The organism is Stenotrophomonas sp. 89682_Sma (assembly GCF_056481405.1).
In genome coordinates, this window is record NZ_CM151147.1 from 292,855 (window position 1) to 314,955 (window position 22,101).

Consider the following 22,101-nt stretch of genomic DNA (forward strand, 5'->3'; position numbering starts at 1 on the left):
AGTGGGGAGGCCGGGCCTGTCAGCCGCGGCCGAGGAAATACTCCAGGATGTGCAGGTGGTCTTCGAACAGCTGCGGGCCCATGTCCAGGGCTTCACTCACCGGTATCCAGCGCGCCTTGTCGGCGTCGTCGCCGCCGCGCACCGGCGGCAGGTCACCGGCCGGGAATTCGAAGTGGAAACCGTGGGTGATGGTGCGGCCGCGCTGGCTGCGGTCGGGGTGGTCGAAGACCTGCTGGCCCTTCAGCGAACCCTTCAGCACCGGCAGCGGAATCTTCAGCCGGGTTTCCTCGCGCAGTTCGCGCAGGCAGCTGTCGAGCAGGCTCTGTTCCTGGCCGACGAAGCCGCCGGGCAGCGCCCACAGGCCCTTGCCGGGTTCCGAACGGCGTCGCACCAGCAGCACGTGGCCCGAATGCACCACCACCGCATCGGTGGTGACGAAGGTGGGTGCGTAGGGCGCATCCTTCCAGGCCGCCTTGTACTGTTCGATGAAGCGGTACTCGGCCACCAGCTGGCCATACGCCGGCGCGCTCTTCCGGAACGCTTCAAGCATGTCGTACACCGGCGCCGGTACATTGCCACGCAGCATCAACAGCGCGCCGTGGAAGTCGACGTCGCCGGCTTCGAACAGGTAGCGCCGCAGCTCGGTGGCCGACAGGGTGGCGGTGTGCTGCACGTCCACCAGCGGCCATTGCGGGAACTCCCGCAAGTAGTAGCTGGAGGCATCCTTGTCCATGCCGATCAGGCCGACTTTGGCATCGGTGGCGGCGCCATCGTTGCGGAGGGCTTCGGCCACCTGGCGTTGCACGTTGGCAATCCACTGCGCTTCGTTGTACAGGTGGTCGCGCAACGGGCGGATCAGCAGGCGGTCGGTGTGGCCATCGAGGGCGGCCTGGATCATCACGGCGCGTTCGGCCACGGTCCAGGGATTGCGGAGGCTGCGGGGGGTATCGGCAGAACCGACCAGGAAGATCAGCTTGCGGGCCCGGCTCAGGGCCAGGCGGGCAACGGCGGCGTGGCCGTTGTGGAAGGGCTCGAATCGCCCGATGAAGACGAGATAGTCGAATTCCATGAGAATCCCTCATGTCGTTGTGGCAGCTGCGGGTCTGTCCCTTGGCTTGCTGCAGATGCTACGCCGATGGTGGGGCCGGTCAAGCCTGCAGGCCTGCCATCTGCTGAACGCCGCAGATTCCTGCCCGGACTGCGGTGGTGTTCTCAGGCCCTGAGAAGCCGCTGCGCCATACTGGCATCCACGCGGCGGACGGCATGCTCGGGGGCAAGACGGTGGCGGACAAGTACTGCGATCTGGTCATGAAAGGCGGCATCACCAGCGGCATCGTGTACCCCAATGCGGTACTGGCGCTGGCACGCGAGTATCGGTTCAAGAGCATCGGCGGCACCTCCGCTGGCGCCATCGCTGCGGCGGTAGCGGCTGCCGCGGCATGCGGTGATCGCCGCATGCAGGCCGGCGAGCACCTGCCCGGTGATGCCGGTTATGGCGGGCTGTCGGCGGTGTCGGCGCAGTTGTCGCGGCGCGGGTTCATCTACAGCCTGTTCCAACCGGCGCGGGGCGCGCGCGCGGCCTATCGGCTGCTGGTGGTGCTGACCGGCAATGCCGGCCTGCCGCACAAGCTGCTGTGCTTGGCGGTGGCGGTATTCGAGATCGCGCCGCTGGAAGTGCTGGTGTCGCTGGCGCTGCTGCTCGGCCTGGGCTGGTGGGGCGGTGGCTGGAGCGGCGTGGCCGCAACGCTGCTGCCGTCGCTGCTGTGCGCCTACGGTGCAGGCGTGGCCGGAGCCGCGTTGCGCGTTGCGCGTGTGGCCCGGCGCAACCTGCTGGGCCTGTGCAGTGGTCTCGGCCACGATGCGCGCAAGCCGGCATTGACTGAATGGCTGCATACGTGCCTGCAGCAATTGTCCGGCAAGCCGCTGGATGCACCGCTCACCTTCGCCGACCTGCACGACGCACCGCGCTATGCCGGCGAACCGGACAGCCCGCATGCGATCAGTCTGCAGATGATCACCACCTGCGTGTCGCACAACGAGCCGCGCACGCTGCCGCTGGGCGGCGCGCAGTTCTGGTTCCTGCGCGAGGAGTTCGAGCAGCTGTTCCCCGCCAGCGTGGTGCAGTGGCTGGTGACGCAGGCCGGACCGCCGTTGGAGGTGGAAGGACGCCGGTACTACCACCTGCCGCAGGGCCCGAAGCTGCCGGTGCTGGTGGCCACGCGCATGAGCCTGAGCTTCCCGCTGCTGATCAGCGCGGTGCCGTTGCATGAGCCCTCTCGTCGCGAGCGTCGCTGCGAACCGACCGCGCCTGCGGCCGACCAGGAGCACAACGTGGCCGACAGCATGGAAGGGCTGACCAGTGCCGGGCAGGCCTGCGGCCCGGTGATCACCGCGTTCCGCATCTGCTGGTTCTCCGATGGTGGCATCAGCAGCAATTTCCCGATCCATCTGTTCGATGCCGCGTTGCCGCGCTGGCCGACCTTCGCCATCAATCTGGTCTACCCGCAGCACGCCGAAGAGGTGAACCACGGCAGCGGTGGCCGCCAGTCGCTGGAGCACGCGGTGTTCCTGCCTACCGAGAACCGACACGGCTGGCAGCGCACCTACCAGTCGATCGCCACACCGCTGGCGGCCGCCGAGCTGGGCCGCTTCCTGTTCGCGGTGGTGGCGACCATGCAGAACTGGCGCGATCTGCTGCAGGCGCGCGCGCCGGGCTACCGCGACCGCATCGTGCACGTCAGCCTGCAGGGCGACGAGGGCGGCATGAACCTGGACATGCCGCAGGAGGTGCTGACCCGCATCGCCGACAAGGGCAGCCTCGCCGGCGCGCGCTTCTGTTCGTTCTCGTTCGAGAACCACTACTGGATCCGCTGGCGCAACCTGGCCTCGGCCTACCAGCGCTACACGCTGGAAGTGGCGCGCACCGATGACCCGGCGCAGCAGGTGCTGGCCTACCGCGCGGCGTACGCGATGGTTGCCACTGGCCAGCCGACGCCACCGTCATACAAGCTGGGTTCGGAAGACAAGCGGCTGGCCTCGCAGCAGCTGTGGGGGTTGATGGTCGAGCAGGGCCGCACCTGGGAGGACCTCGGCCCCGACCTCACCGACGGTGCACCGCGCCCGTTGCCGCAGATGAAGGTGACGCCGATCTACTGAGCCGGCAGTAGATCCACGCCATGCGTGGATGCATTTCGCGCAGGGCGAGAGCGTGCCGACCAACGGTCGGCACCCACCATCAGCATCAGCATCAGCATCAGGTTCCAGCAGCAGGAAACTGTCGAAGGTGGGGTGGTGCCGGATTGCGGGGTGTCCGCGGCATGGATGCCGCGGCCAAGCCCCCAGGGACGGGCTCACGGCGTCCCCGCAATCCGACACCGCCCCGCCATCCCACGGAAAGCCCGCTGTTGCTTTTGCTGTTGCCTTGGATTGAAGCAGGTGCAGGGCGCAGCCCTGCAAAACCCCCTACCGCCCCGGCAACTGCGCGAACGCGCGCTGCATGCAGTCCTCGCGCGGGCATACCCGGCAACCCGGCCCGATCGACACCGAATTGCCCGGGCTCTGCACGTCCAGCCCCAGCGAGTACACCAGCCGTTCGGCATGCTGAAGATCGCAGCCCAGTGCCACCGCAAACGTCTTGCGTGGCTGCCCATGCCCGACCGGCCCGCTGCTGACCTGCCGTGCCAGCCAGAAATGTCGGCGGCCATCGGGCATGCGCGCAGTCTGGGTGAGGATGCGCCCGGGCTGGTTGAAGGCCTCGTAGACGATCCACAGCGGGCACGAACCGCCCACCTGCGAGAAATGGAAATCGGTGGCCGAATGGCGCTTGGACACATTGCCGGCGCGGTCCACGCGGATGAAGAAGAACGGCAGCCCGGGCGCGCTGCGCCGCGCCAGCGTGCTCAGCCGGTGGCAGACCGCTTCGAAGCCGACACCGAACTGGTGCGCCAGCAGTTCGATGTCGTAGTTGCAGGCCTCGGCGGCGCGCAGGAAGCGCATGTACGGCATCACCAGCGCACCGGCGAAGTAGTTGGACAGACCGATACGCGCCTGCGCGATGCGCGCGTCATCGGTGAATCCAGCACGTGCCACCACCGCATCGATCTGCGGCAGGTAGCCGTGCAGGGCCAGCTCGGCGGCCATCTGGAACGCCTGCTGGCCTGGCTCCAGGTAGTCCGGCAGCCACAGCCGTCGTGCGCCGGCATCGAACTGGCGCTTCTCGCGCCCGGCCTGCAGTGCGGCCACTTCCACCAGCACGCCGTGGCGGTCGGCCAGCAGCTGGCGCAGGCGCGGCGCCACATGCCCGGGCGACAGCCCCCACTCGGCGAACAGGCGCTCGGCCAGTTCGTCCAGCTCGGGGATGTGGTTGTGCATGCGGTTGAAGAACTCGCGCACCTGGTCACCGGCGGGCAGGGTGCTGCCGGCATCCGGCTCGCCCAGCTGGAACTCCAGGGCGGCGGCATGTTCGCGCAGGGCCAGGTGGCGGCGGTGCAGGTCCAGCAGGGCGCGGCTGACCTGCGGCAGGTTGCCGGCCAGTGCGCGCAGTTCGGTCGCGCTCACTTCCGCCAGGCCCAGGTCGCGCAGGGTCTCGCCCAGCGCCTCCTGCAGTGCGGCGGGCTCATCTTCGTCGAACAACGAGGAAACGTCGCCCAGCACCTCGCCCAGCTTTTTCTGCACCGCCGGCGTCAGCGGGCGCTTGTTGCGCTCGATCTGGTTCAGGTAGCTGGCCGACAACCCCAGCGCTCGTGCCAGGTCGGCCTGGCTGTAGCCGCGCTGCTCGCGCAGCCGCAGCAGGCGCAGGCCAAGTTGTCGCTGGGTGGCTGAATAATTCACAGAATTAACATGAATCGTCTGGCGTGTTGGCCAGATTAAGCGGATTCAGCCCGGAAATCGAGGTGGGTGCTGTGAATAATGCCAAGCACCTTTCGAGCCCGTGGGATTGTCGTCATGACTGTTGCAGCGCCCCGTATCCGCATGCTGATCGATGGCCAGTTCATCGAATCGGCCACCTCCCACTGGCAGGACGTGATCAATCCGGCCACCCAGGACGTGCTGGCCAAGGTGCCGTTCGCCACCACCGGTGAAGTGGACGCCGCCGTCGCCGCCGCCAAGGAAGCCTTCAAGACCTGGCGCAAGACCCCGATCGGCACCCGCGCGCGCATCTTCCTGAAGTACCAGCAGCTGATCCGCGAGAACATGAGCGAGCTGGCCCACATCCTCACCGCCGAGCAGGGCAAGACCCTGCCGGACGCCGAAGGCGATGTGTTCCGCGGCCTGGAAGTGGTCGAGCATGCGGCTGCGATCGGCAACCTGCAGCTGGGCGAGCTGGCCAACAACGTGGCCAATGGCGTGGATACCTACACGATCATGCAGCCGCTGGGCGTGTGCGCCGGCATCACCCCGTTCAACTTCCCGGCGATGATCCCGCTGTGGATGTTCCCGATGGCGATCGCCACCGGCAACACCTTCATCCTCAAGCCGTCCGAGCAGGACCCGATGGTCACCATGCGCCTGGTTGAACTGGCGCTGGAAGCCGGCATTCCGAAGGGCGTGCTGAACGTGGTGCATGGCGGCGAAGAAGTGGTCAACGCGATCTGCGACCACCCGGACATCAAGGCCGTGTCGTTCGTCGGTTCCACCCGCGTCGGCACCCATGTCTACAACCGCGCCTCGCTGGCCGGCAAGCGCGTGCAGTGCATGATGGGCGCCAAGAACCACGCCGTGGTGCTGCCGGACGCCAACAAGGAACAGACCCTCAACGCGATGGTCGGCGCCGCCTTCGGTGCGGCCGGCCAGCGCTGCATGGCCGCCTCCACCCTGGTGCTGGTCGGTGAAGCACGCAACTGGGTGCAGGACCTGGTCAGCAAGGCCAAGACCCTGAAGGTCAGCGGCGGCACCGTGTCCGGTACCGACGTGGGTCCGGTCATTTCCTGCAGCGCCCGCGAGCGCGTGGAAGGCCTGATCGCCTCGGGCGTGGAGCAGGGCGCGCAGCTGGTGCTCGACGGCCGCAAGCCGCAGGTCGATGGCTTCGAGAAGGGCAACTTCGTCGGCCCGACCATCTTTGCCGGTGTCACCACCGACATGCGCATCTACCAGGAAGAAATCTTCGGGCCGGTGCTGGTCATCCTCGAAGCGGAAACGCTGGAAGACGCCATCGCGATGGTCAACAGCAACCCGAATGGCAACGGCACCGCACTGTTCACCCAGTCCGGCGCGGCCGCCCGCAAGTTCCAGGAAGACATCGACGTCGGCCAGGTCGGCATCAACGTGCCGATTCCGGTGCCGGTGCCGCTGTTCTCGTTCACCGGTTCGCGCGCCTCCAAGCTGGGCGACCTGGGCCCGTACGGCAAGCAGGTGGTGCTGTTCTACACCCAGACCAAGACGGTCACCGCGCGCTGGTTCGATGACGAAACGCTGAGCCACGGCGTCAACACCACGATCAGCCTGAAGTAACGGCAGGAGCAGCCATGAGCCACTCGATGACGACGGAACTGGAAGAAGCGCAGCAGGCGTACCGCGAGGCGGCGCGCGACTTCGCACAGGCCGAACTGGCGCCGCACGCCGCGCGATGGGATGCGGAGGGCATCTTTCCGCGCGAGGCGATTGCCAAGGCCGGTGAACTGGGCTTCTGCGGTCTGTACATGGACCCGGAAGTGGGCGGCAGCGGCCTGAGCCGACTGGACGCCGCCGTCGTCATCGAGGAGCTCGCCAACGTCGATCCGTCGACCGCGGCTTACATCAGCATCCACAACATGGCCTCGTGGATGGTGTCCAAGTGGGGCCAGCCGGCCCTGCGCGATGCGTGGGGCCAGGACCTGGCCGCCGGCCTCAAGCTGGCCTCGTACTGCCTGACCGAACCGGGTGCCGGTTCCGACGCGGCGTCGCTGAAGACCACCGCCGTGCGCGATGGCGACTTCTATGTGCTGAACGGCTCCAAGGCCTTCATCTCCGGCGCCGGTGCCACCGAACTGTTGGTGGTGATGGCACGTACCGGCGGTGCCGGTGCAGGTGGTGTCAGTGCCATTGCAGTGCCGTCGGACCTGCCGGGCATCAGCTTCGGACGCAAGGAAGAGAAGATGGGCTGGAACAGCCAGCCCACCCGTGGCATCACCTTCGAAAACGTCCGCGTGCCGGTCAGCCACCTTCTGGGAGAGGAAGGCGGCGGCTTCAAGCTGGCGATGAAGGGGTTGGACGGCGGCCGCATCAACATCGCCGCCTGTTCGCTGGGAGCCGCGCAGGGCGCACTGGATGCCGCGCGCCGCTACATGGGCGAGCGCCGCCAGTTCGGCAAGGCGCTGGCCGAATTCCAGGCGCTGCAGTTCAAGCTGGCCGACATGGCCATCGAACTGGTCGCCGCGCGGCAGATGGTGCACACCGCCGCGCGCAAGCTCGATGCCGGTGCCAGCGATGCCAATGTCTGGTGCGCGATGGCCAAGCGTTTTGCCACCGATGCGGGTTTCAACGTCTGCAATGAAGCACTGCAGATCCACGGTGGCTACGGCTACATCCGCGAATACCCGATCGAGCGCCTGCTGCGTGACTGCCGCGTGCACCAGATCCTGGAAGGCACCAACGAGATCATGCGGGTGATCGTTGCCCGTCACCTGCTCAACACCGAAGAGGAACTGCGATGAAGGATTGGCGTACCCAGGAGCACGTGGGCCTGAAGGTCGAGGTGGATGGCCACACCGCCGTGGTCACCCTGAACAACCCGCCGGCGCACACCTGGACCGTGCACAGCCTGTCGGCGCTGCGCGACCTGGTCGGCGCGCTCAACGCAGACCGTGACGTCTACGCACTGGTGATCACCGGTGACGGCGAGAAGTTCTTCTCCGCCGGTGCCGACCTCAACCAGTTCGCTTCAGGCGACAAGGCCGCCGCACGCGAGGCCGCGCGCCGCTTCGGCGAAGCCTTCGAAGCGCTGTCCGGGTTCCGTGGCGTGTCGATCGCCGCGATCAACGGCTACGCCATGGGCGGTGGCCTGGAATGTGCGCTGGCCTGCGACCTGCGCATCATCGAAGACCATGCCCAGGTCGCGCTGCCGGAGGCCACCGTCGGCCTGCTGCCGTGCGCCGGCGGCACCCAGAACCTGCCGCGCCTGGTCGGCGAGGGCTGGGCCAAGCGCATGATCCTGCTGGGTGAGCGCATCAATGCCGAGACCGCGCTGCGCATCGGCCTGGCCGAGGAAAAAGTCGGCAAGGGCGAAGCCAAGGCGTTGGCGCTGGAATGGGCGAAGAAGGCCGGCAAGCAGAGCCCGACGAGCATCGCCGCCTGCAAGACCCTGGTGCAGTCCACCCGCACCGGCACCCACGCCTCGGCGCTGGTGGCCGAGCGCGAGGCCTTCGTCGACCTGTTCGACACCGCTGACCAGGTCGAGGGCGTGACCGCCTTCCTGGAAAAGCGCGCCGCGCAGTGGAAGAACGCATGAGCACCGACACCGCTGCCGACGACGCACCGGTGCTGTTCGAGGAGCGCGTGGCCGGCAACGGCATGCGCATCGGCATCGCTACGCTCAACGCGCCGCGCACGCTCAATGGTTTCTCGCTGCCGATGGCGCACCTGCTGCTGAAGCAGCTGAATGCCTGGGCCGACGACGATGGCATCGCCCTGGTGGTGCTGCAGGGCGCCGGCGAGAAGGCGTTCTGCGCCGGCGGCGACCTGCACAGCCTGTACAAGAGCATGGTCGCCTTCCGCGAGGGCGGCCGCAGCGATATCCGCGAGAACGGCTACGCCGCCGAGTTCTTCGACGTTGAATACCGCGTCGATTACCTCATCCACACCTACGCCAAGCCGATCCTGTGCTGGGGCCACGGCATCGTGATGGGCGGTGGCATCGGCCTGATGTCCGGCGCCAGCCACCGCGTGGTCAGCGAACGTTCCAAGCTGGCCTTCCCGGAAATCACCGTCGGCCTGTTCCCCGATGTCGGTGGCAGCTGGCTGCTGTCGCGGGTGCCGGGCAAGGGCGGCCTGTTCCTGGCCCTGACCGGTGCGCTGCTCAATCCGGGTGATGCCATCTATGCCGGCTTGGCCGATGTGCATGTGGCGGAAGAGCGCCGCAGTGCAGTGTTCGATGCGCTGCTGCAGGTGGCCTGGTCGGGCGATGCCGCGCACAACCACGAACGCCTCAGCCATCTGCTGCAGTCGCACGCCAGCGATGCCGCCACCGGCCCGCTGCTGGCCAATGCCGCGCAGGTCGACGCGCTGTGCGAGGGCGATGACCTTGCCGCCATCATCGATCGCATCAGCGGCCTGCAGACCGACGATGCCTGGCTGCAGGCGGCACAGAAGACCCTCGCCGCCGGCGCGCCCGGCTCGGCACGCCTGGCGTTCGAGCTGCAGCGCCGCAGCGCCGGCCAGGATCTGGCCAGTGTCTATCGTCTGGAGTACATCACCGCGCTGCACTGCGCCGCCCACGGCGATTTCGCCGAAGGCATCCGCGCACTGCTGATCGACAAGGACCGCAACCCGCAGTGGAACCCGGCCACCCTGGCCGAGGCCACCGGCGCGTGGGCCGACACCTTCTTCGCTTCGCCCTGGGCCGATGCCGCGCATCCGCTGGCCGACCTGGGCACTCCCCTTGTTGAAAGGAGCCTGGCATGAGCCGCATTGCATTCATTCTTCGCTTCGCCCTGGGCCGATGCCGCGCATCCGCTGGCCGACCTGGGCACTCCCCTTGTTGAAAGGAGCCTGGCATGAGCCGCATTGCATTCATTGGGTTGGGCAACATGGGTGGCCCGATGGCCGCCAATCTGGTCAAGAACGGCCACACCGTGCGCGTGTTCGATCTGGTCCCGGCCGCGGTGCAGGCCGCCGTCGATGCTGGCGCCAGCGCGGCTGCGTCGGCGCGTGAAACCCTGGCCGACGCCGAAGTGGTGATCTCGATGCTGCCGGCCAGCCGCCATGTCGAAGGCGTGTACCTGGGCGATGACGGCATCCTCGCCGCGATTCCGGCCGGTGCACTGGTCATCGACTGCAGCACCATTGCCCCGGCGAGCGCGCGCAAGGTTTCCGAAGCCGCGGCCGCGCGTGGCCTGCAGATGATCGACGCACCGGTCTCCGGCGGTACCGCCGGTGCCCAGGCCGGCACCCTGACCTTCATCGTCGGTGGCGAAGAGGACGCGCTGGAACGCGCGCGCCCGGTGCTGCAGGCGATGGGCAAGAACATCTTCCACGTGGGCGCCAGTGGTGCCGGCCAGGTTGCCAAGCTGTGCAACAACATGGCGCTGGGCGTGATCATGGCGGTGACCGGCGAAGCCATCGCACTGGGCGTGGCACACGGCCTGGACCCGAAGGTGCTGTCGCAGATGATGGCGGTCAGCACCGGCCGCAGCTGGGCCACCGAAGTGTGCAACCCGTGGCCGGGCGTGCTGGAGAACGCGCCCGCGTCGCGCGGCTACAGCGGCGGTTTCGGCAGCGACCTGATGCTGAAGGACATGGGCCTGGCGGTGGAAGCGGCGATGAGTGTCGGCGCCTCGATTCCGCTGGGCGAAGTGGCCCGCAACCTGTACTCGATGAATCACCAGGCCGGCCGCGGCAAGCTGGATTTCTCCAGCGTCGTGCAGCTGATCACCAGCGAGAAGTAACCTGATAGTGCCGGTCGCTGGCCGGCAACCTCATGCCCCCCTGTGGGACAACGAAGGTGGGATGGGCGGATGCCCGGTTTCGACCGGCATCCGCCCATTTTTTTGTCTTTCACGTTGGTAGTGCCGGCCGCTGGCCGGCAGCACCGCATCAGGCAACGATCAGCGTCACGTCGATGTTGCCGCGGGTGGCATTCGAGTACGGGCAGACGATGTGCGCCTTCTGCACCAGCTCTTCCACCTGCTCGCGCGGCACGCCCGGCACGTTGATGGTCAGCTCGGCCTCGATGCCGAAGCCGGTCGGGATCTGGCCGATGCCGACCTTGCCGGTGACGGTGGTGTCGGCCGGCAGCGCGACCTTGGCCTGGCCGGCCACGAACTTCAGCGCACCCAGGAAGCAGGCGGAGTAACCGGCCGCGAACAGCTGCTCCGGGTTGGTACCCGGGCCACCCGCGCCGCCCAGCTCGCGCGGGGTCGACAGCTGGATGTCCAGCACGTTGTCGGAGGAGACGGAACGGCCTTCACGGCCGCCGGTGGAGGTGGCCTGGGCGGTGTACAGAACCTTTTCGATGGACATCGGGATGCTCCTGGTCAGTGGGTGGGTGTTGCGTTGGAGCCTACTTTGCCCGGTTTTCGCGTACGTTGGGTTGCAATGCGTACGAAAAACTTGATTGATCGTCCTGTTAGCCTAGATCGTCCATTCGCGATCGGTGGTGAACATGATGGTCAGCCAGCGGTCCGGCGAAGCCTCGCCCAGCGCATCGCCGATCTCATCACGCAGCTGGTCCCATTCCACCAGCGGCCGCGGCGGGTCGTCCTCGCGCACCACGAAGAACAGCTCGATCTGCTCGCCACGCCCCACCTGCGCCACGTAGCTGCGGTGTTCGACGAAGCCATGCTTGGCGACGATGTCGCGCGCCACCGCATCCACATGCGCCTGCAGCTCCGGCGGAGTCACCAGCAGGATGCCGGCCAGCGCCCGGCGTACGGTGCCGAGCGGGGCGATCATCACCAGCACGCAGACGAAGGCGAGGATGGCCGGGTCGATGTACGGCCCGACCCAGGCCCACGAGGTGCCCTGCACCAGCACACCGCCGAGGAAGGCCAGCAGGTAGCAGGCCGACATGCTGGCCGCGATCATCCAGTTCTTCGCATCCAGAGCAATGAATTCCGAGCCGATGCGGCGATTGGCGCGCAGGATGAACCACGCCAGTGCGCCTTCGCCCACGATCGACAGCCCGGCAAAGGCGATGGCCGGGCCCAGCGCAATGTGGCGGCCCCCGGACATCAGTGCATCCACCGCATTGACCAGGGCGTACAGTGCCGCACCGATCATCAGCGTGCCGCTGACCCCCAGCACGATCGGCTCCAGGTGCCAGAAGCCCATGGTGAAGCGCTGGTTGAGCCGCGACTGCAGGGCGTCGGTCTGGGTGGACAGCGCGATCAGCCGTGCCACCAGCAGCGACAGCCAGGTCATCACCACGTCGATCAGGCCGTAGATGCCGTCGAAGATAATCAACGACGAATTGGCGAGCAGGCCGAACACCACCGCCGCCGCCGCCAGCAGCAGCGAAGCGGCGATCGACAGGCGCAGCACGCCCTGTTCGGTGGCGGGGTCGAAGAACTTCGGGCGATCGGTAGGCATGCCCCGATTGTAGAGCGGAGCCATGCCCCGCGGCCTTTTGCGGCCGGCCGCGCTACCCTCGTGCGGCCGCTTCCCGTAGACTGCGCCCCTCCCACGTACCGGCTTCCGCCGGTAGAGTCGACTGTTAGTCGACTGCTCGTGATTGACCGCTCCCGATCGACAGCGCCATGCGGCCATGCCTGCGTGCGCGCGGAGTTTTCCCATGCAAACGTCCTACCCCCTGCGCCAGCAATGGCTCGGCAACCTCCGTGGCGACCTGCTGTCCGGCATCGTCGTCGCCCTGGCCCTGATTCCCGAGGCCATCGCCTTCTCGCTCATCGCCGGCGTCGACCCCAAGGTCGGCCTGTATGCCGCGTTCTCGATTGCCGTCATCACCGCGATCGCGGGTGGCCGCCCCGGCATGATCTCCGCCGCCACCGGTGCAATGGCACTGGTGATGGTCGACCTGGTCAAGGACCACGGCCTGCAGTACCTGTTCGCTGCCAGCATCCTGGCCGGGTTGCTGCAGGTGCTGGCCGGCGTGTTCAAGCTTGGCTCGCTGATGCGCTTCGTCTCGCGCTCGGTCATCACCGGCTTCGTCAACGCATTGGCGATCTTGATCTTCCTGGCACAGCTGCCCGAACTGGTGGGCCGCGGTCCGACGGTGTACCTGCTGTGCGCGGCGGCGCTGGCGATCATCTACCTGCTGCCACGCCTCACCCGCGCCGTGCCATCACCATTGGTGGCCATCGTGGTGCTTACCGCCGTGGTGATCGGCTTCGGCATCGACGTGCGCAGCGTCGGCGACATGGGCCAGCTGCCCGACAGCCTTCCGCACTTCCTTATTCCCGATGTGCCGCTTACATGGGAAACGCTGCGCATCCTGTTGCCGGTGTCGGCCACGCTGGCCGTGGTCGGCCTGCTCGAATCGATGATGACCCTGCAGATCGTCGAGGACATCACCGAGACGCCCAGCGAGCGCAACCGCGAATGCGTCGGCCAGGGCGTGGCCAATACGGTGACCGGCTTCCTCGGCGGCATGGCGGGCTGCGCGATGATCGGCCAGTCGATCATCAACGTGACCTCCGGTGGCCGTGGCCGCCTCTCGTGCCTGGTGGCGGGCGTGCTGCTGCTGGCATTGGTGGTGTACGGCAGTGACCTGGTGCGGCAGATCCCGATGGCCGCACTGGTAGCGGTGATGATCATGGTCAGCATCGGCACCTTCAGCTGGCGCTCGCTGCGCGACCTGCGCACGCACCCGCGCAGCTCGTCTGCGGTGATGCTGCTGACCGTCGTGGTGACGGTAGCGACCCACGATCTGGCCAAGGGCGTACTCAGCGGGGTGCTGCTGTCGGCGCTGTTCTTCGCGCGCAAGGTCGGCCGCATGCTGGACGTGCAGCGCGAGGATGCGGGTGATACACAGGTCTACCGCGTGCGAGGACAGGTGTTCTTTGCCTCGGCGGGACAACTGGGTGCGGCGTTCGACTACCAGCACGTGGCGCCGAAGGTACGGATCGATCTGCGCGATGCCCATCTGTGGGACCTGACCGCCGTGGCCGCGCTGGAGCGGGCGCAGGAAAAGCTGGCCGCGCATGGTGCAGAGGTGACGGTGGTGGGACTCAATGCGGCCAGCCAGACGTTGATCGAGCAGGTGGGTGGCGCGGGTAGCGCTCACTGATCCGGCCATGTGGCCCGGGTAGCGCCGGGCCACGCCCGGCGGACGCAGCGGGCCTTGCGAAAGTTGCAGCTTTTCTCATTGCCTCCGCGTCCGGGCTCCACCAGGGTGAAGATGCGCGATTCCCGCGCCTACCCGGGGAGGATGCATCCGTGAAGTCGACGTTCCCACTGTCCTTCAAATGCTTGCTGGCCTTTGCGCTGGCACTTGGTTCGACGTCATGGCCCGGGATGGCGGCACTGGATCGACTCTCGACCTCCGTGGAAAGGACACTGGTGCATCTCGCCGGGACCCCCGAGGCGACCGCCGTTGCGCAATGGTTGGAGGCACACAAGGATGTTCATCCAAGGACATTGGCCTTTGGAACCGTGACCATTCGTCATCGCTGCGAATCGCTGGGGCGAGGCGTCTCGCCAGTGGACGCCGCCTCCCTGCCATTCCCCGCCCGTGGCGCGCCGGGCGAGAAATTCACCATCACCAACGAACTTCCAGGAATCGGAAGCGAGACCTGGAGGTTCGTGTGGACCGGAGAGGGTCGGCACGCACGCTGGCGGCAGGTCGGTTATGGGTGGCACGTAGGGGTTACGTAACGAGCTGTTGCCGAAAGCCAGTGAGGGCGATGACAAAGCCCGGACCGGGTAGCGCCGGGCCGGGCCCGGCGAGCGAAGCGGTCGTGGTCAGGCGCGAATGACGACAGCAGGCCCGTGGGCCTGCATCCCTTACGCCATCATGGCCCGCGGGCCGTGCTGCTGGGTCTGCTGGTCGATCTTCTGCTGCTCGCGCTGCTGATCGCTCACCTGCAATGCCCGCTCGCTGTTTTCCTGCACGCTCTGGCGCATCGCGTCCGCCGTCGATACCGGCGCGGTATTGCGGTTCAACGCGCTTTCGTCGTGCAGTGCATTGGCCTGCACCGCGCGCGCCATCGAGCCATCCTGGTTCAGCTCAACGCGATCAACCCGGTACAGTCCGGCACGTGCAGCTTCCACGGTAAGCGCAGCGGCCAGCTTCTCGCTGTGCTCGCCGGAGGGCAGGCCACGCGCTTCCTCGGCGAACTTCACCTGCACCAGGGTCTCGGTGTACAGCCAGTTCTGCGGGCTGCGCGGGTCGGACATCGGGTACACCGTCTCGCGCGCTGGCTCGGCCGCTGCCCGCTGTTCCGGGGTGTTGCCCTGTCCCTGCGCACGCTGCTGCACTTCATTGGCCAGCGCCTGGCGGGTTTCCGCATCGGCGATGCCAGTCGCAGGCAGGCCATGCTGCTGCTGGAAGGTGTTGATCGCGTGGCGGCTGCCGCCGCCCAGATAGCCGTCGCTGCCGATGGCCTGGCCCTTGGCATCGGTCAGCCCCAGCGCGGCCAGGTTGCCCTGCAGTTCGCGCGCGTCGCGGTCGATCGCGGCCAGCGTGGCCGGGCCGGCCTTGCCGTCCACCGGGTCCAGATTGTGTGCGCGCTGGAAGTCTTCCACCGCCTTGCGGGTGGTGGCATCGAAGCGCCGGTCCGGATTCAGCGTCTGCTGGCCGTCAGCACTGGCATGGCCCAGCGTGACCAGGTTGCTTTCCAGCTTCAGCACGTCACGGCCGCTGGACCCTTCCTTCAACGTCTGCGAACCGGCCTGCTGGCGCGGTGCGCCGATCTGGCCCAGCGCCACCTGGATATCGGCGTCGTTGTGCTCGCCGGCAGGCGAGTAGTCGCGGCTGCTGACCTTGGCATGGGCGCGGTCCATTGCGTCCTTGTTGTTGGCATACGCGTCCTCGTAGCGCACGGCGATGTCGCCGGCCTTGGGCGCATCGAAGTACTGGTAGGTTTCGCGGATCTGCCCGGCCTTGGCGCGCAGCGCCTCGTAGTCACCGCCGTCTTCCAGCACTTTCTGCAGCTTGGGCAGCTGGCTGGGCAACTGGTTGGCGGTCTTGGCGATCAGGCTGATGGCTTCGAAGCGGTTTTCCTCGGCGATGCCGCTGCCGTGCGCGTCCACCATCGTCATGCCGATCCGCGTGGCGTTGCGCACCTGCGGGTAGTCGATGTTTGCGTGGATCCACTGCTTGCCCTCGGCCGAACCGGCCCAGGCGTTGATGCTGTCGCGCGTGTTGGTATCGATGAACTGGATCGAGCTGCGCCCGCTCAGGCCATTGCCGTGGCTGAGCAGGTCGCGGCGCAGGTCGGCGTGGTCCTGGGTGAAGGGCAGGTTGTGCGCCTTGGCATAGCTGCTGGCCTGATCGATCACGGCGTCGACATAGGTCGTCTCACCCGCCTTCAGTGCGTGGCCGTCGATGGCGCCCAGCGCCCATTCGCCACGCTGGCCGAAGTCGACCTGGATCGCGCCCAGGCTGTAACCGCTGTTCTGCGCGACTTTGTTCACCGTGCCCCAGTGCGGTTCGGTCACGCCCTGGGTGATGCCGGCGATGGCCAGATGGTAGGAGGCAGGGCCACCTTCGGTGCCACGGCCGACGGCGAAATACACGGCGCCGGAGGTGGCATCGAGATCGTGGGTATCGATGTTGGTTGGCATGTCTTACATCCTTGTGCAATCAGAGGGTCTGCCCCTCAAGGGGTCAGTCCAGCAGCTGGAGATACTTCTGCAGCTGGTCGGCACGCGCGCTCAGGCGCATCACATCGTTCAACTCGCCCTGCAGGTTGCCGGGCTGCGAATCGTCGTAGAGCGCGGTATCCAGTTCTCCATCGCGGCTGCGCGACTGCAGCCACGCGCGCTGGGCATTCACCAGCTTGGTCTTCTTCGCGCCACTCAGCTTTGCCTGCAGCTGGCGGTAGGCCTGGTTCAGGCGCTGGTCCTGGCGCGCGCTTTCCGAGGTCAGGCAGGCGGCCTGCTCGACCGCACCCTGCGCCTTGTCACGGCAGGTGGTGAAGGTCGGGCTCAGCCCGGTGGCAGCCGGTGCTGCGGTTGCCGTGCCGATGGCCAGGGCGGCGACCGCCAGCGCGGTGGCGAGGGTCCTGCTCAAGCGCTTGTGCTGCATCATCTGCTCCACACGTCCAATCCATTGCGAGCGCTGGACTATAACGGCGTCAATATTTCGTCGTCGTCAACGAATCGCGACAACTGTGACCGGTTGCCCGTCATTGCGGGTGGGCGCCGTCCGGCTTGCATACGGCCCTCGGGCCGGGGGCGCCGCAGCGGTATCCGGGCGCCACCCGCCGCCATTCAGCCGCCCGGTGTAAACTATTGATCTCACTGGCAATGCCAGTCTCCACGATCAACACCCCGATGACGTCCGCCACCGCCCGTTACGCCGATTCCCTGCGCCTGTCCGTCGCCCCGATGATGGACTGGACCGATCGCCATTGCCGCGTGTTCCATCGCGTGCTGGCGCCGGGCGCACGCCTGTACACGGAAATGGTGCACGCCAACGCGGTCATCCACGGCGATCGCGAGCGCCTGCTCGGCTTCGATGGCAGCGAACAGCCGCTGGCGCTGCAGCTGGGCGGCAGCGATCCGGCCTTGCTGGCGCAGGCTGCGCGCATCGCCGCCGAGTGGGGCTACGACGAGGTCAACCTCAATTGCGGCTGCCCATCCGACCGCGTGCAGGCCGGCCGTTTTGGCGCCTGCCTGATGCGTGAGCCGGTGCTGGTGGCCGAGTGCGTGGCGGCCATGGTCGATGCGGTCGACATCCCGGTGACGGTGAAGTGCCGCCTGGGCGTGGACGAGGACAACGACTACGACGTGTTCGCCGCCTTCGTCGACCGCCAGGTCGCCGCCGGCGCGGCGATGGTGGTGGTGCACGCGCGCAATGCGTGGCTGAAGGGCCTGTCGCCCAAGGAGAACCGCGAGGTTCCGCCGCTGAAGTACGACTGGGCCTACCGCCTTAAGCAGGAGCGCCCGGCGCTGCCGGTGGTGATCAACGGCGGCCTGGCCAGCATCGAGGCGGTGCAGGCGCAGGCCGCGCACGTCGATGGCGTGATGCTGGGCCGCGCGGCCTACCACGACCCTTACCTGCTGCATCAGCTGGAGGCGCTGCACACCGGCGCCCCGCTGCAGGCCCGCGGCGACCTGCTGCGCGCGCTGCGCCCCTATGTGGAAGCACGGCTGGGTGAAGGCCTGGCACTGAAGCACATCACCCGCCACCTGCTCGGCCTGTTCCACGGCCAACCCGGTGGCCGCGCGTTCCGCCAGGTGCTGAGCGAGGGCGCACACCGCCCGGGCGCCGATTGGACCCTGGTCGAGCAGGCGCTGGCCGTCACCGAACGCGACGCGGATCGTGCCGCAGCGTGACCGTGGTCACATTCCTGGCTTGACAAGGGGCGCCGATTCGTCCCGAATGTTCACTTAGCTGAACAACGTAGGGGCGGGGCCGGAAAAGTTCAGACCGGATTCACTGCCCCAAACCAAGAATTTGCAAAGGAATTGTAAAGCGCCGGGTCCCGAACCCGGCTCCCGGATTTACGACTTTTGAACGAATCGCCGAGCTCGGCTAGGATCGCATCGATGTCTTCCGCTCCCTTCCATCGCCGCATTGCCCTGGCCACCTGCGTGGCGCTGTCGGCTGTGCCGCTGTCGTCGGCGCTGGCGCAGCAGCCGCCGCGCGGCGACCAGGGGCGGGCGGAGATGATGGAGCGGGGCGAGCGTGGCAACCGTGGCGACGAGCGTTCGCTGTCCGATGCCGTGCGCCGCGTGCAGCGCACCACCGGCGGCCACATCCTCGGCGCCGAGCGTGTGCCGTTCGATGGTCGTGACATCAACCGGGTGAAGTACATGGACGACCGGGGCCGGGTCCGCTACATGGACGACCCTGCACCGTCGCGTTCACAGCCGCGCACGCCGCGGTCGGATATGTCATCACTACGCGGCGATAACCCCTGAACAGGGATAGTTGTCGCTATCAACCCGTACCCCACAGGCCTCCGGGCCACACCCAGGACACTAGGGAGAGTTCATGCGTATCCTTCTGGTCGAAGACGAAGCCCCGCTGCGTGAGACCCTGGCAGCCCGGCTCAAGCGCGAAGGCTTTGCCGTCGATGCTGCGCAGGACGGCGAGGAAGGCCTCTACATGGGGCGCGAAGTTCCGTTCGATGTCGGCATCATCGACCTCGGCCTGCCCAAGATGTCGGGCATGGAGCTGATCAAGGCCCTGCGTGACGAAGGCAAGAAGTTCCCGGTGCTGATCCTGACCGCGCGTTCGAGCTGGCAGGACAAGGTCGAGGGCCTGAAGCAGGGCGCCGACGACTACCTGGTCAAGCCGTTCCACGTCGAAGAGCTGCTGGCCCGCGTCAACGCGCTGCTGCGCCGCGCCGCCGGCTGGAGCAAGCCGACCCTGGAATGCGGCCCGGTCGCCCTGGACCTGGCTGCGCAGACGGTCAGCGTGGCCGGCAGCAATGTCGACCTCACCAGCTACGAGTACAAGGTGCTGGAGTACCTGATGATGCATGCCGGTGAACTGGTCTCCAAGGCCGACCTCACCGAGCACATCTACCAGCAGGACTTCGACCGCGACTCGAACGTGCTGGAAGTGTTCATCGGCCGCCTGCGCAAGAAGCTGGACCCGGATGGCGAACTGAAGCCGATCGAGACCGTGCGCGGTCGCGGCTACCGTTTCGCGATTCCGCGCAACGAGGGCTGAGCCGGCTCAGCCTGGCGAGACCATGATGTCCGGCCGTCTGTGGTTCTTCCGACGCTGGCGGCCGCGCTCACTGCAGGCGCGCCAGATGCTTGCCGCGTCCGTGGGTCTGGTCGCGTTCCTGGCCCTGGCCGGTTATGCGCTCGACGCCGCCTTCGCCGATACGGCGAAGGCGAACCTGCGTGAGCGCCTGAAGAACTACGCCACCGCCTACGCGGCCGGCATCGACTTCACCCGCGACCGCTCGCTGTACATCCGCGAGCAGCCGCCGGATTCGCGCTTCGACGTGCCGGGCAGTGGCCTGTACCTGCAGGTGGTGATGCCGCACGGCAAGGGCAATTCGATGTCCGCCGAGGGCCCGATGCTGCCCACCGTCGGCGGCGGCCTGCTGGCGCCGCGCCAGGAAGTGTTCGAAGGCCCGCTGCCGATGATCCAGATCGACGGCAGCCAGGGCTCGGTGTACCGCTATGGCCTGGGCCTGGTGTGGGACGCCGACGCCGACCCGGCCACCGAATTCCCGTACACCATCTATGTAATGGAAGACTCGCGCGCGCTGGGTGCGCAGCTGCGCGTGTTCCGCGGCCGTGTCTGGTTCTACCTGGGCGGCATCGGCCTGATCCTGCTGCTGCTGCAGACCGTCATCCTGCAGTGGAGCCTGCGTCCGCTGCGTCGGGTGATCACCGAGCTGACCAAGGTGCAGCGCGGCGAGACCGAGCGCATGAGCGAGCGCCACCCGCGCGAGCTGGAGCCGCTGACCGACAGCATCAACGCCTTCATTGAAAGCGAGCGCGAGAACCTCGAGCGTCAGCGCAATACCCTGGCCGACCTGGCGCACAGCCTGAAGACGCCCATTGCGGTGCTGCGCACGCAGATGGACAGCGGCGCGGGCGATGGCGCGCTGCGCGAGGAGCTGGACGTGCAGCTGCAGCGCATGAACAACCTGGTTTCGTACCAGCTGGCACGTGCTGCGTCGTCGGGCCACAAGCTGTTCTCCGCGCCGCTGCCGATCGAGTCCAACGCCGAGGAAATCGTACGTGGCCTGGAGAAGGTCTACGCCTCCAAGGGCGTGCTGTGCGAGTTCGACATCGATCCGGCCGCGCGCTTCCACGGCGAACCGGGCGACCTGCAGGAACTGCTCGGCAACCTGCTGGAAAACGCCTTCAAGTGGGCCAACCGCCGCGTGCTGCTGACCGCGCAGCCGCTGCCGGCACCGAACGCGCGCCGCGCTGGCCTGCTGCTGGCGGTGGACGACGATGGCCCGGGTATCGCCCCGGACGACATCGGCAAGGTGCTGCAGCGTGGCGTGCGTGGCGACGAGCGCGTGCAGGGCCACGGCATCGGCCTGTCGATCGTGCAGGACCTGATCAAGGATTACCGCGGCGAACTGGCCGTAGGCCGTTCCAGCGAACTGGGCGGCGCCCGTTTCGAAGTGCGTTTGCCGCCGGGGCCGTAATCGCGCGTTCCCGTCCGCCGGGCGTCGCCTGACGTAATAACGCGTGGTGTTCCGGTAGTGCCGGCCGCTGGCCGGCACCCTCATGATCTTCGGTGGCATTGCCAGGTTGCCGGCCAGCGGCCGGCACTACCGTGTTTCGATCTTCGGCGGCTCGCCATACAACCGCCGCAGCTGCTCCGCCACCTCCGGCAACGCCTGCTGCAACACATCCGGCGCCGAGAAGTGGTACTCGCTGGCCACCGCGAAGAACTCCTCCGGTGCCTCGGCCGCGTACGGGTCGATCAGCGTTTCCTCACCCGCGTCTACCTGCGCACAGAACGCATCGTAGGCGCGCTGGAAAATGCCCGCCCATTCGCGCTGCCATTCGCGCGGCAGTGGCGGCGTGCCGTCCATCGCGCCATCCAGCGCATCCAGCTTGTGCACCATCTCGTGCACCGCCACGCAGTAGCCCTCGTGCGGCGTCGCCAGGTCGGCCTGCACATCGGCCCACGACAGGATCAACGGACCGCTGTCCCACGACTCGCCAATCAGTTCGTCATCCCACTCATGCAGTACGCCGGCCGCATCCATGTGGCTGCGATGTACGCGGAATGCATCGGGGTAGACGATCAGCTGCGACCAGCCTTCCAGACCCACCTCGCCGAACTCCAGCAGCGGCAGGCAGCACAGTGCCGCCAGCAGCACGCCATCGCCGGCCTCCAGCTGCAGCTCGCCGATCGGGGTAATGGTCTTCTCGTGCAGGAAGCGCGTGGCCAGCAGGCGCAATCGCGCGCGGCGATCGTCGTCCAGACCGTGCAGCCAAGCCGCACGGCGGCAGGCCTCATCCCACAGTACATCGTCGATCGGCCGCGGCGCAGGCCGCAGCCACTGCAGCAACGACTTGATCAGCGGAACATTCCCGGCAGGTAGCTGTGCCACTTCGGTGCGCGGATGCGCTGCAGCACGTCGTCATCGCTGCCACCGCCGCCCGTGCTGGTGCTGGCTGCCGGGCGGACCGGTGCCGGCTTGGTGGTGGCGGCCGAAGCGGTCGCGGTCGGTGCACGCTGCGAAGCGGCATCGCCGTTGGAGGACACGCAGGCGCCGCGGCTGTCGTCCAGCGCTGCCGTCGCAGACGCCGCGAAGGGCATCATCAGCAGAATCAGGCAATGGGCATAACGGCGCATTGACGACATCCACGTTAAGGGAAGGTGAGTTCCCGATTCTAGCCCGAACC

The 22,101-nt window shown here is 67.2% G+C and carries 19 protein-coding genes; 11 read left to right on the plus strand and 8 right to left on the minus strand.

Annotation, left to right across the window (positions count from 1 at the left end):
* Positions 1-19 precede the first annotated feature (19 nt).
* Complete coding sequence (locus ACZK29_RS01285) at positions 20-1,069, minus strand: bifunctional nicotinamide-nucleotide adenylyltransferase/Nudix hydroxylase (RefSeq protein ID WP_478446550.1); 1,050 nt, start codon at positions 1,067-1,069, stop codon at positions 20-22.
* A 194-nt stretch (positions 1,070-1,263) separates the two neighbouring features.
* On the opposite strand from ACZK29_RS01285, the gene ACZK29_RS01290 reads away from it, so the two are divergent.
* Positions 1,264-3,156: a patatin-like phospholipase family protein gene (locus ACZK29_RS01290; protein ID WP_111204975.1), complete on the plus strand. Its 1,893-nt coding sequence runs from the start codon at positions 1,264-1,266 to the stop codon at positions 3,154-3,156.
* Between the two features lie 306 nt (positions 3,157-3,462).
* Here ACZK29_RS01290 and ACZK29_RS01295 read toward each other — a convergent pair whose 3' ends face one another.
* Complete coding sequence (locus tag ACZK29_RS01295) at positions 3,463-4,830, minus strand: helix-turn-helix domain-containing protein (RefSeq protein ID WP_164146548.1); 1,368 nt, start codon at positions 4,828-4,830, stop codon at positions 3,463-3,465.
* 114 nt (positions 4,831-4,944) lie between these two features.
* Between ACZK29_RS01295 and ACZK29_RS01300 the strand changes: the two genes are divergently transcribed.
* The 5 genes from ACZK29_RS01300 (at position 4,945) to mmsB (ending at position 10,580) form a co-directional block, all read left to right on the plus strand.
* Positions 4,945-6,450 (plus strand): CoA-acylating methylmalonate-semialdehyde dehydrogenase, encoded by a 1,506-nt coding sequence (locus ACZK29_RS01300; RefSeq protein WP_106549917.1) that lies wholly within the window; start codon positions 4,945-4,947, stop codon positions 6,448-6,450.
* A gap of 26 nt (positions 6,451-6,476) precedes the next feature.
* On the plus strand, positions 6,477-7,631 hold the full coding sequence (locus ACZK29_RS01305; protein ID WP_478447061.1) for an acyl-CoA dehydrogenase family protein: 1,155 nt from the start codon (positions 6,477-6,479) through the stop codon (positions 7,629-7,631).
* Complete coding sequence (locus tag ACZK29_RS01310; protein WP_478446551.1) at positions 7,628-8,425, plus strand: enoyl-CoA hydratase; 798 nt, start codon at positions 7,628-7,630, stop codon at positions 8,423-8,425. Before ACZK29_RS01305 ends, ACZK29_RS01310 begins: the two co-directional genes overlap by 4 nt.
* Entirely contained in the window at positions 8,422-9,597 is a 1,176-nt protein-coding gene (locus ACZK29_RS01315; protein ID WP_164146550.1) for an enoyl-CoA hydratase/isomerase family protein, read from the plus strand. Before ACZK29_RS01310 ends, ACZK29_RS01315 begins: the two co-directional genes overlap by 4 nt.
* 92 nt (positions 9,598-9,689) lie before the next feature.
* Complete coding sequence (gene mmsB, locus ACZK29_RS01320) at positions 9,690-10,580, plus strand: 3-hydroxyisobutyrate dehydrogenase (RefSeq protein WP_004136647.1); 891 nt, start codon at positions 9,690-9,692, stop codon at positions 10,578-10,580.
* A gap of 148 nt (positions 10,581-10,728) precedes the next feature.
* Here mmsB and ACZK29_RS01325 read toward each other — a convergent pair whose 3' ends face one another.
* Both ACZK29_RS01325 and ACZK29_RS01330 read right to left on the minus strand, forming a co-directional pair.
* Positions 10,729-11,154, minus strand: coding sequence for an organic hydroperoxide resistance protein (locus tag ACZK29_RS01325; RefSeq protein ID WP_004153735.1), 426 nt, complete (start codon positions 11,152-11,154; stop codon positions 10,729-10,731).
* A 111-nt stretch (positions 11,155-11,265) separates the two neighbouring features.
* Positions 11,266-12,246, minus strand: coding sequence for a cation diffusion facilitator family transporter (locus tag ACZK29_RS01330; RefSeq protein WP_164146551.1), 981 nt, complete (start codon positions 12,244-12,246; stop codon positions 11,266-11,268).
* A 178-nt stretch (positions 12,247-12,424) separates the two neighbouring features.
* Here ACZK29_RS01330 and ACZK29_RS01335 point away from each other — a divergent pair, with 178 nt between their 5' ends.
* Positions 12,425-13,879: a SulP family inorganic anion transporter gene (locus tag ACZK29_RS01335; protein WP_478446552.1), complete on the plus strand. Its 1,455-nt coding sequence runs from the start codon at positions 12,425-12,427 to the stop codon at positions 13,877-13,879.
* Positions 13,880-14,595: 716 nt separating this feature from the next.
* Here the strand turns inward: ACZK29_RS01335 and ACZK29_RS01340 are convergent.
* Together ACZK29_RS01340 and ACZK29_RS01345 are read right to left on the minus strand one after the other, a co-directional pair.
* Entirely contained in the window at positions 14,596-16,377 is a 1,782-nt protein-coding gene (locus ACZK29_RS01340) for a peptidoglycan-binding domain-containing protein (RefSeq protein WP_111204944.1), read from the minus strand.
* A gap of 43 nt (positions 16,378-16,420) precedes the next feature.
* On the minus strand, positions 16,421-16,825 hold the full coding sequence (locus tag ACZK29_RS01345) for a lysozyme inhibitor LprI family protein (protein WP_239504047.1): 405 nt from the start codon (positions 16,823-16,825) through the stop codon (positions 16,421-16,423).
* 236 nt (positions 16,826-17,061) lie between these two features.
* Between ACZK29_RS01345 and dusA the strand changes: the two genes are divergently transcribed.
* The 4 genes from dusA (at position 17,062) to ACZK29_RS01365 (ending at position 20,888) form a co-directional block, all read left to right on the plus strand.
* Positions 17,062-18,093, plus strand: a complete 1,032-nt coding sequence (dusA, locus tag ACZK29_RS01350) for a tRNA dihydrouridine(20/20a) synthase DusA (protein ID WP_111204942.1) — start codon at positions 17,062-17,064, stop codon at positions 18,091-18,093.
* 213 nt (positions 18,094-18,306) lie between these two features.
* Positions 18,307-18,681 (plus strand): hypothetical protein, encoded by a 375-nt coding sequence (locus tag ACZK29_RS01355; RefSeq protein ID WP_111204940.1) that lies wholly within the window; start codon positions 18,307-18,309, stop codon positions 18,679-18,681.
* Positions 18,682-18,754: 73 nt separating this feature from the next.
* On the plus strand, positions 18,755-19,438 hold the full coding sequence (locus ACZK29_RS01360) for a response regulator transcription factor (RefSeq protein ID WP_004136763.1): 684 nt from the start codon (positions 18,755-18,757) through the stop codon (positions 19,436-19,438).
* Positions 19,439-19,463: 25 nt separating this feature from the next.
* Complete coding sequence (locus tag ACZK29_RS01365) at positions 19,464-20,888, plus strand: ATP-binding protein (RefSeq protein WP_032953760.1); 1,425 nt, start codon at positions 19,464-19,466, stop codon at positions 20,886-20,888.
* Positions 20,889-21,014: 126 nt separating this feature from the next.
* Here ACZK29_RS01365 and ACZK29_RS01370 read toward each other — a convergent pair whose 3' ends face one another.
* Complete coding sequence (locus tag ACZK29_RS01370) at positions 21,015-21,806, minus strand: M90 family metallopeptidase (RefSeq protein WP_181502624.1); 792 nt, start codon at positions 21,804-21,806, stop codon at positions 21,015-21,017.
* Positions 21,773-22,051, minus strand: a complete 279-nt coding sequence (locus ACZK29_RS01375) for a hypothetical protein (RefSeq protein WP_111204935.1) — start codon at positions 22,049-22,051, stop codon at positions 21,773-21,775. Before ACZK29_RS01375 ends, ACZK29_RS01370 begins: the two co-directional genes overlap by 34 nt.
* Positions 22,052-22,101: the final 50 nt, after the last annotated feature.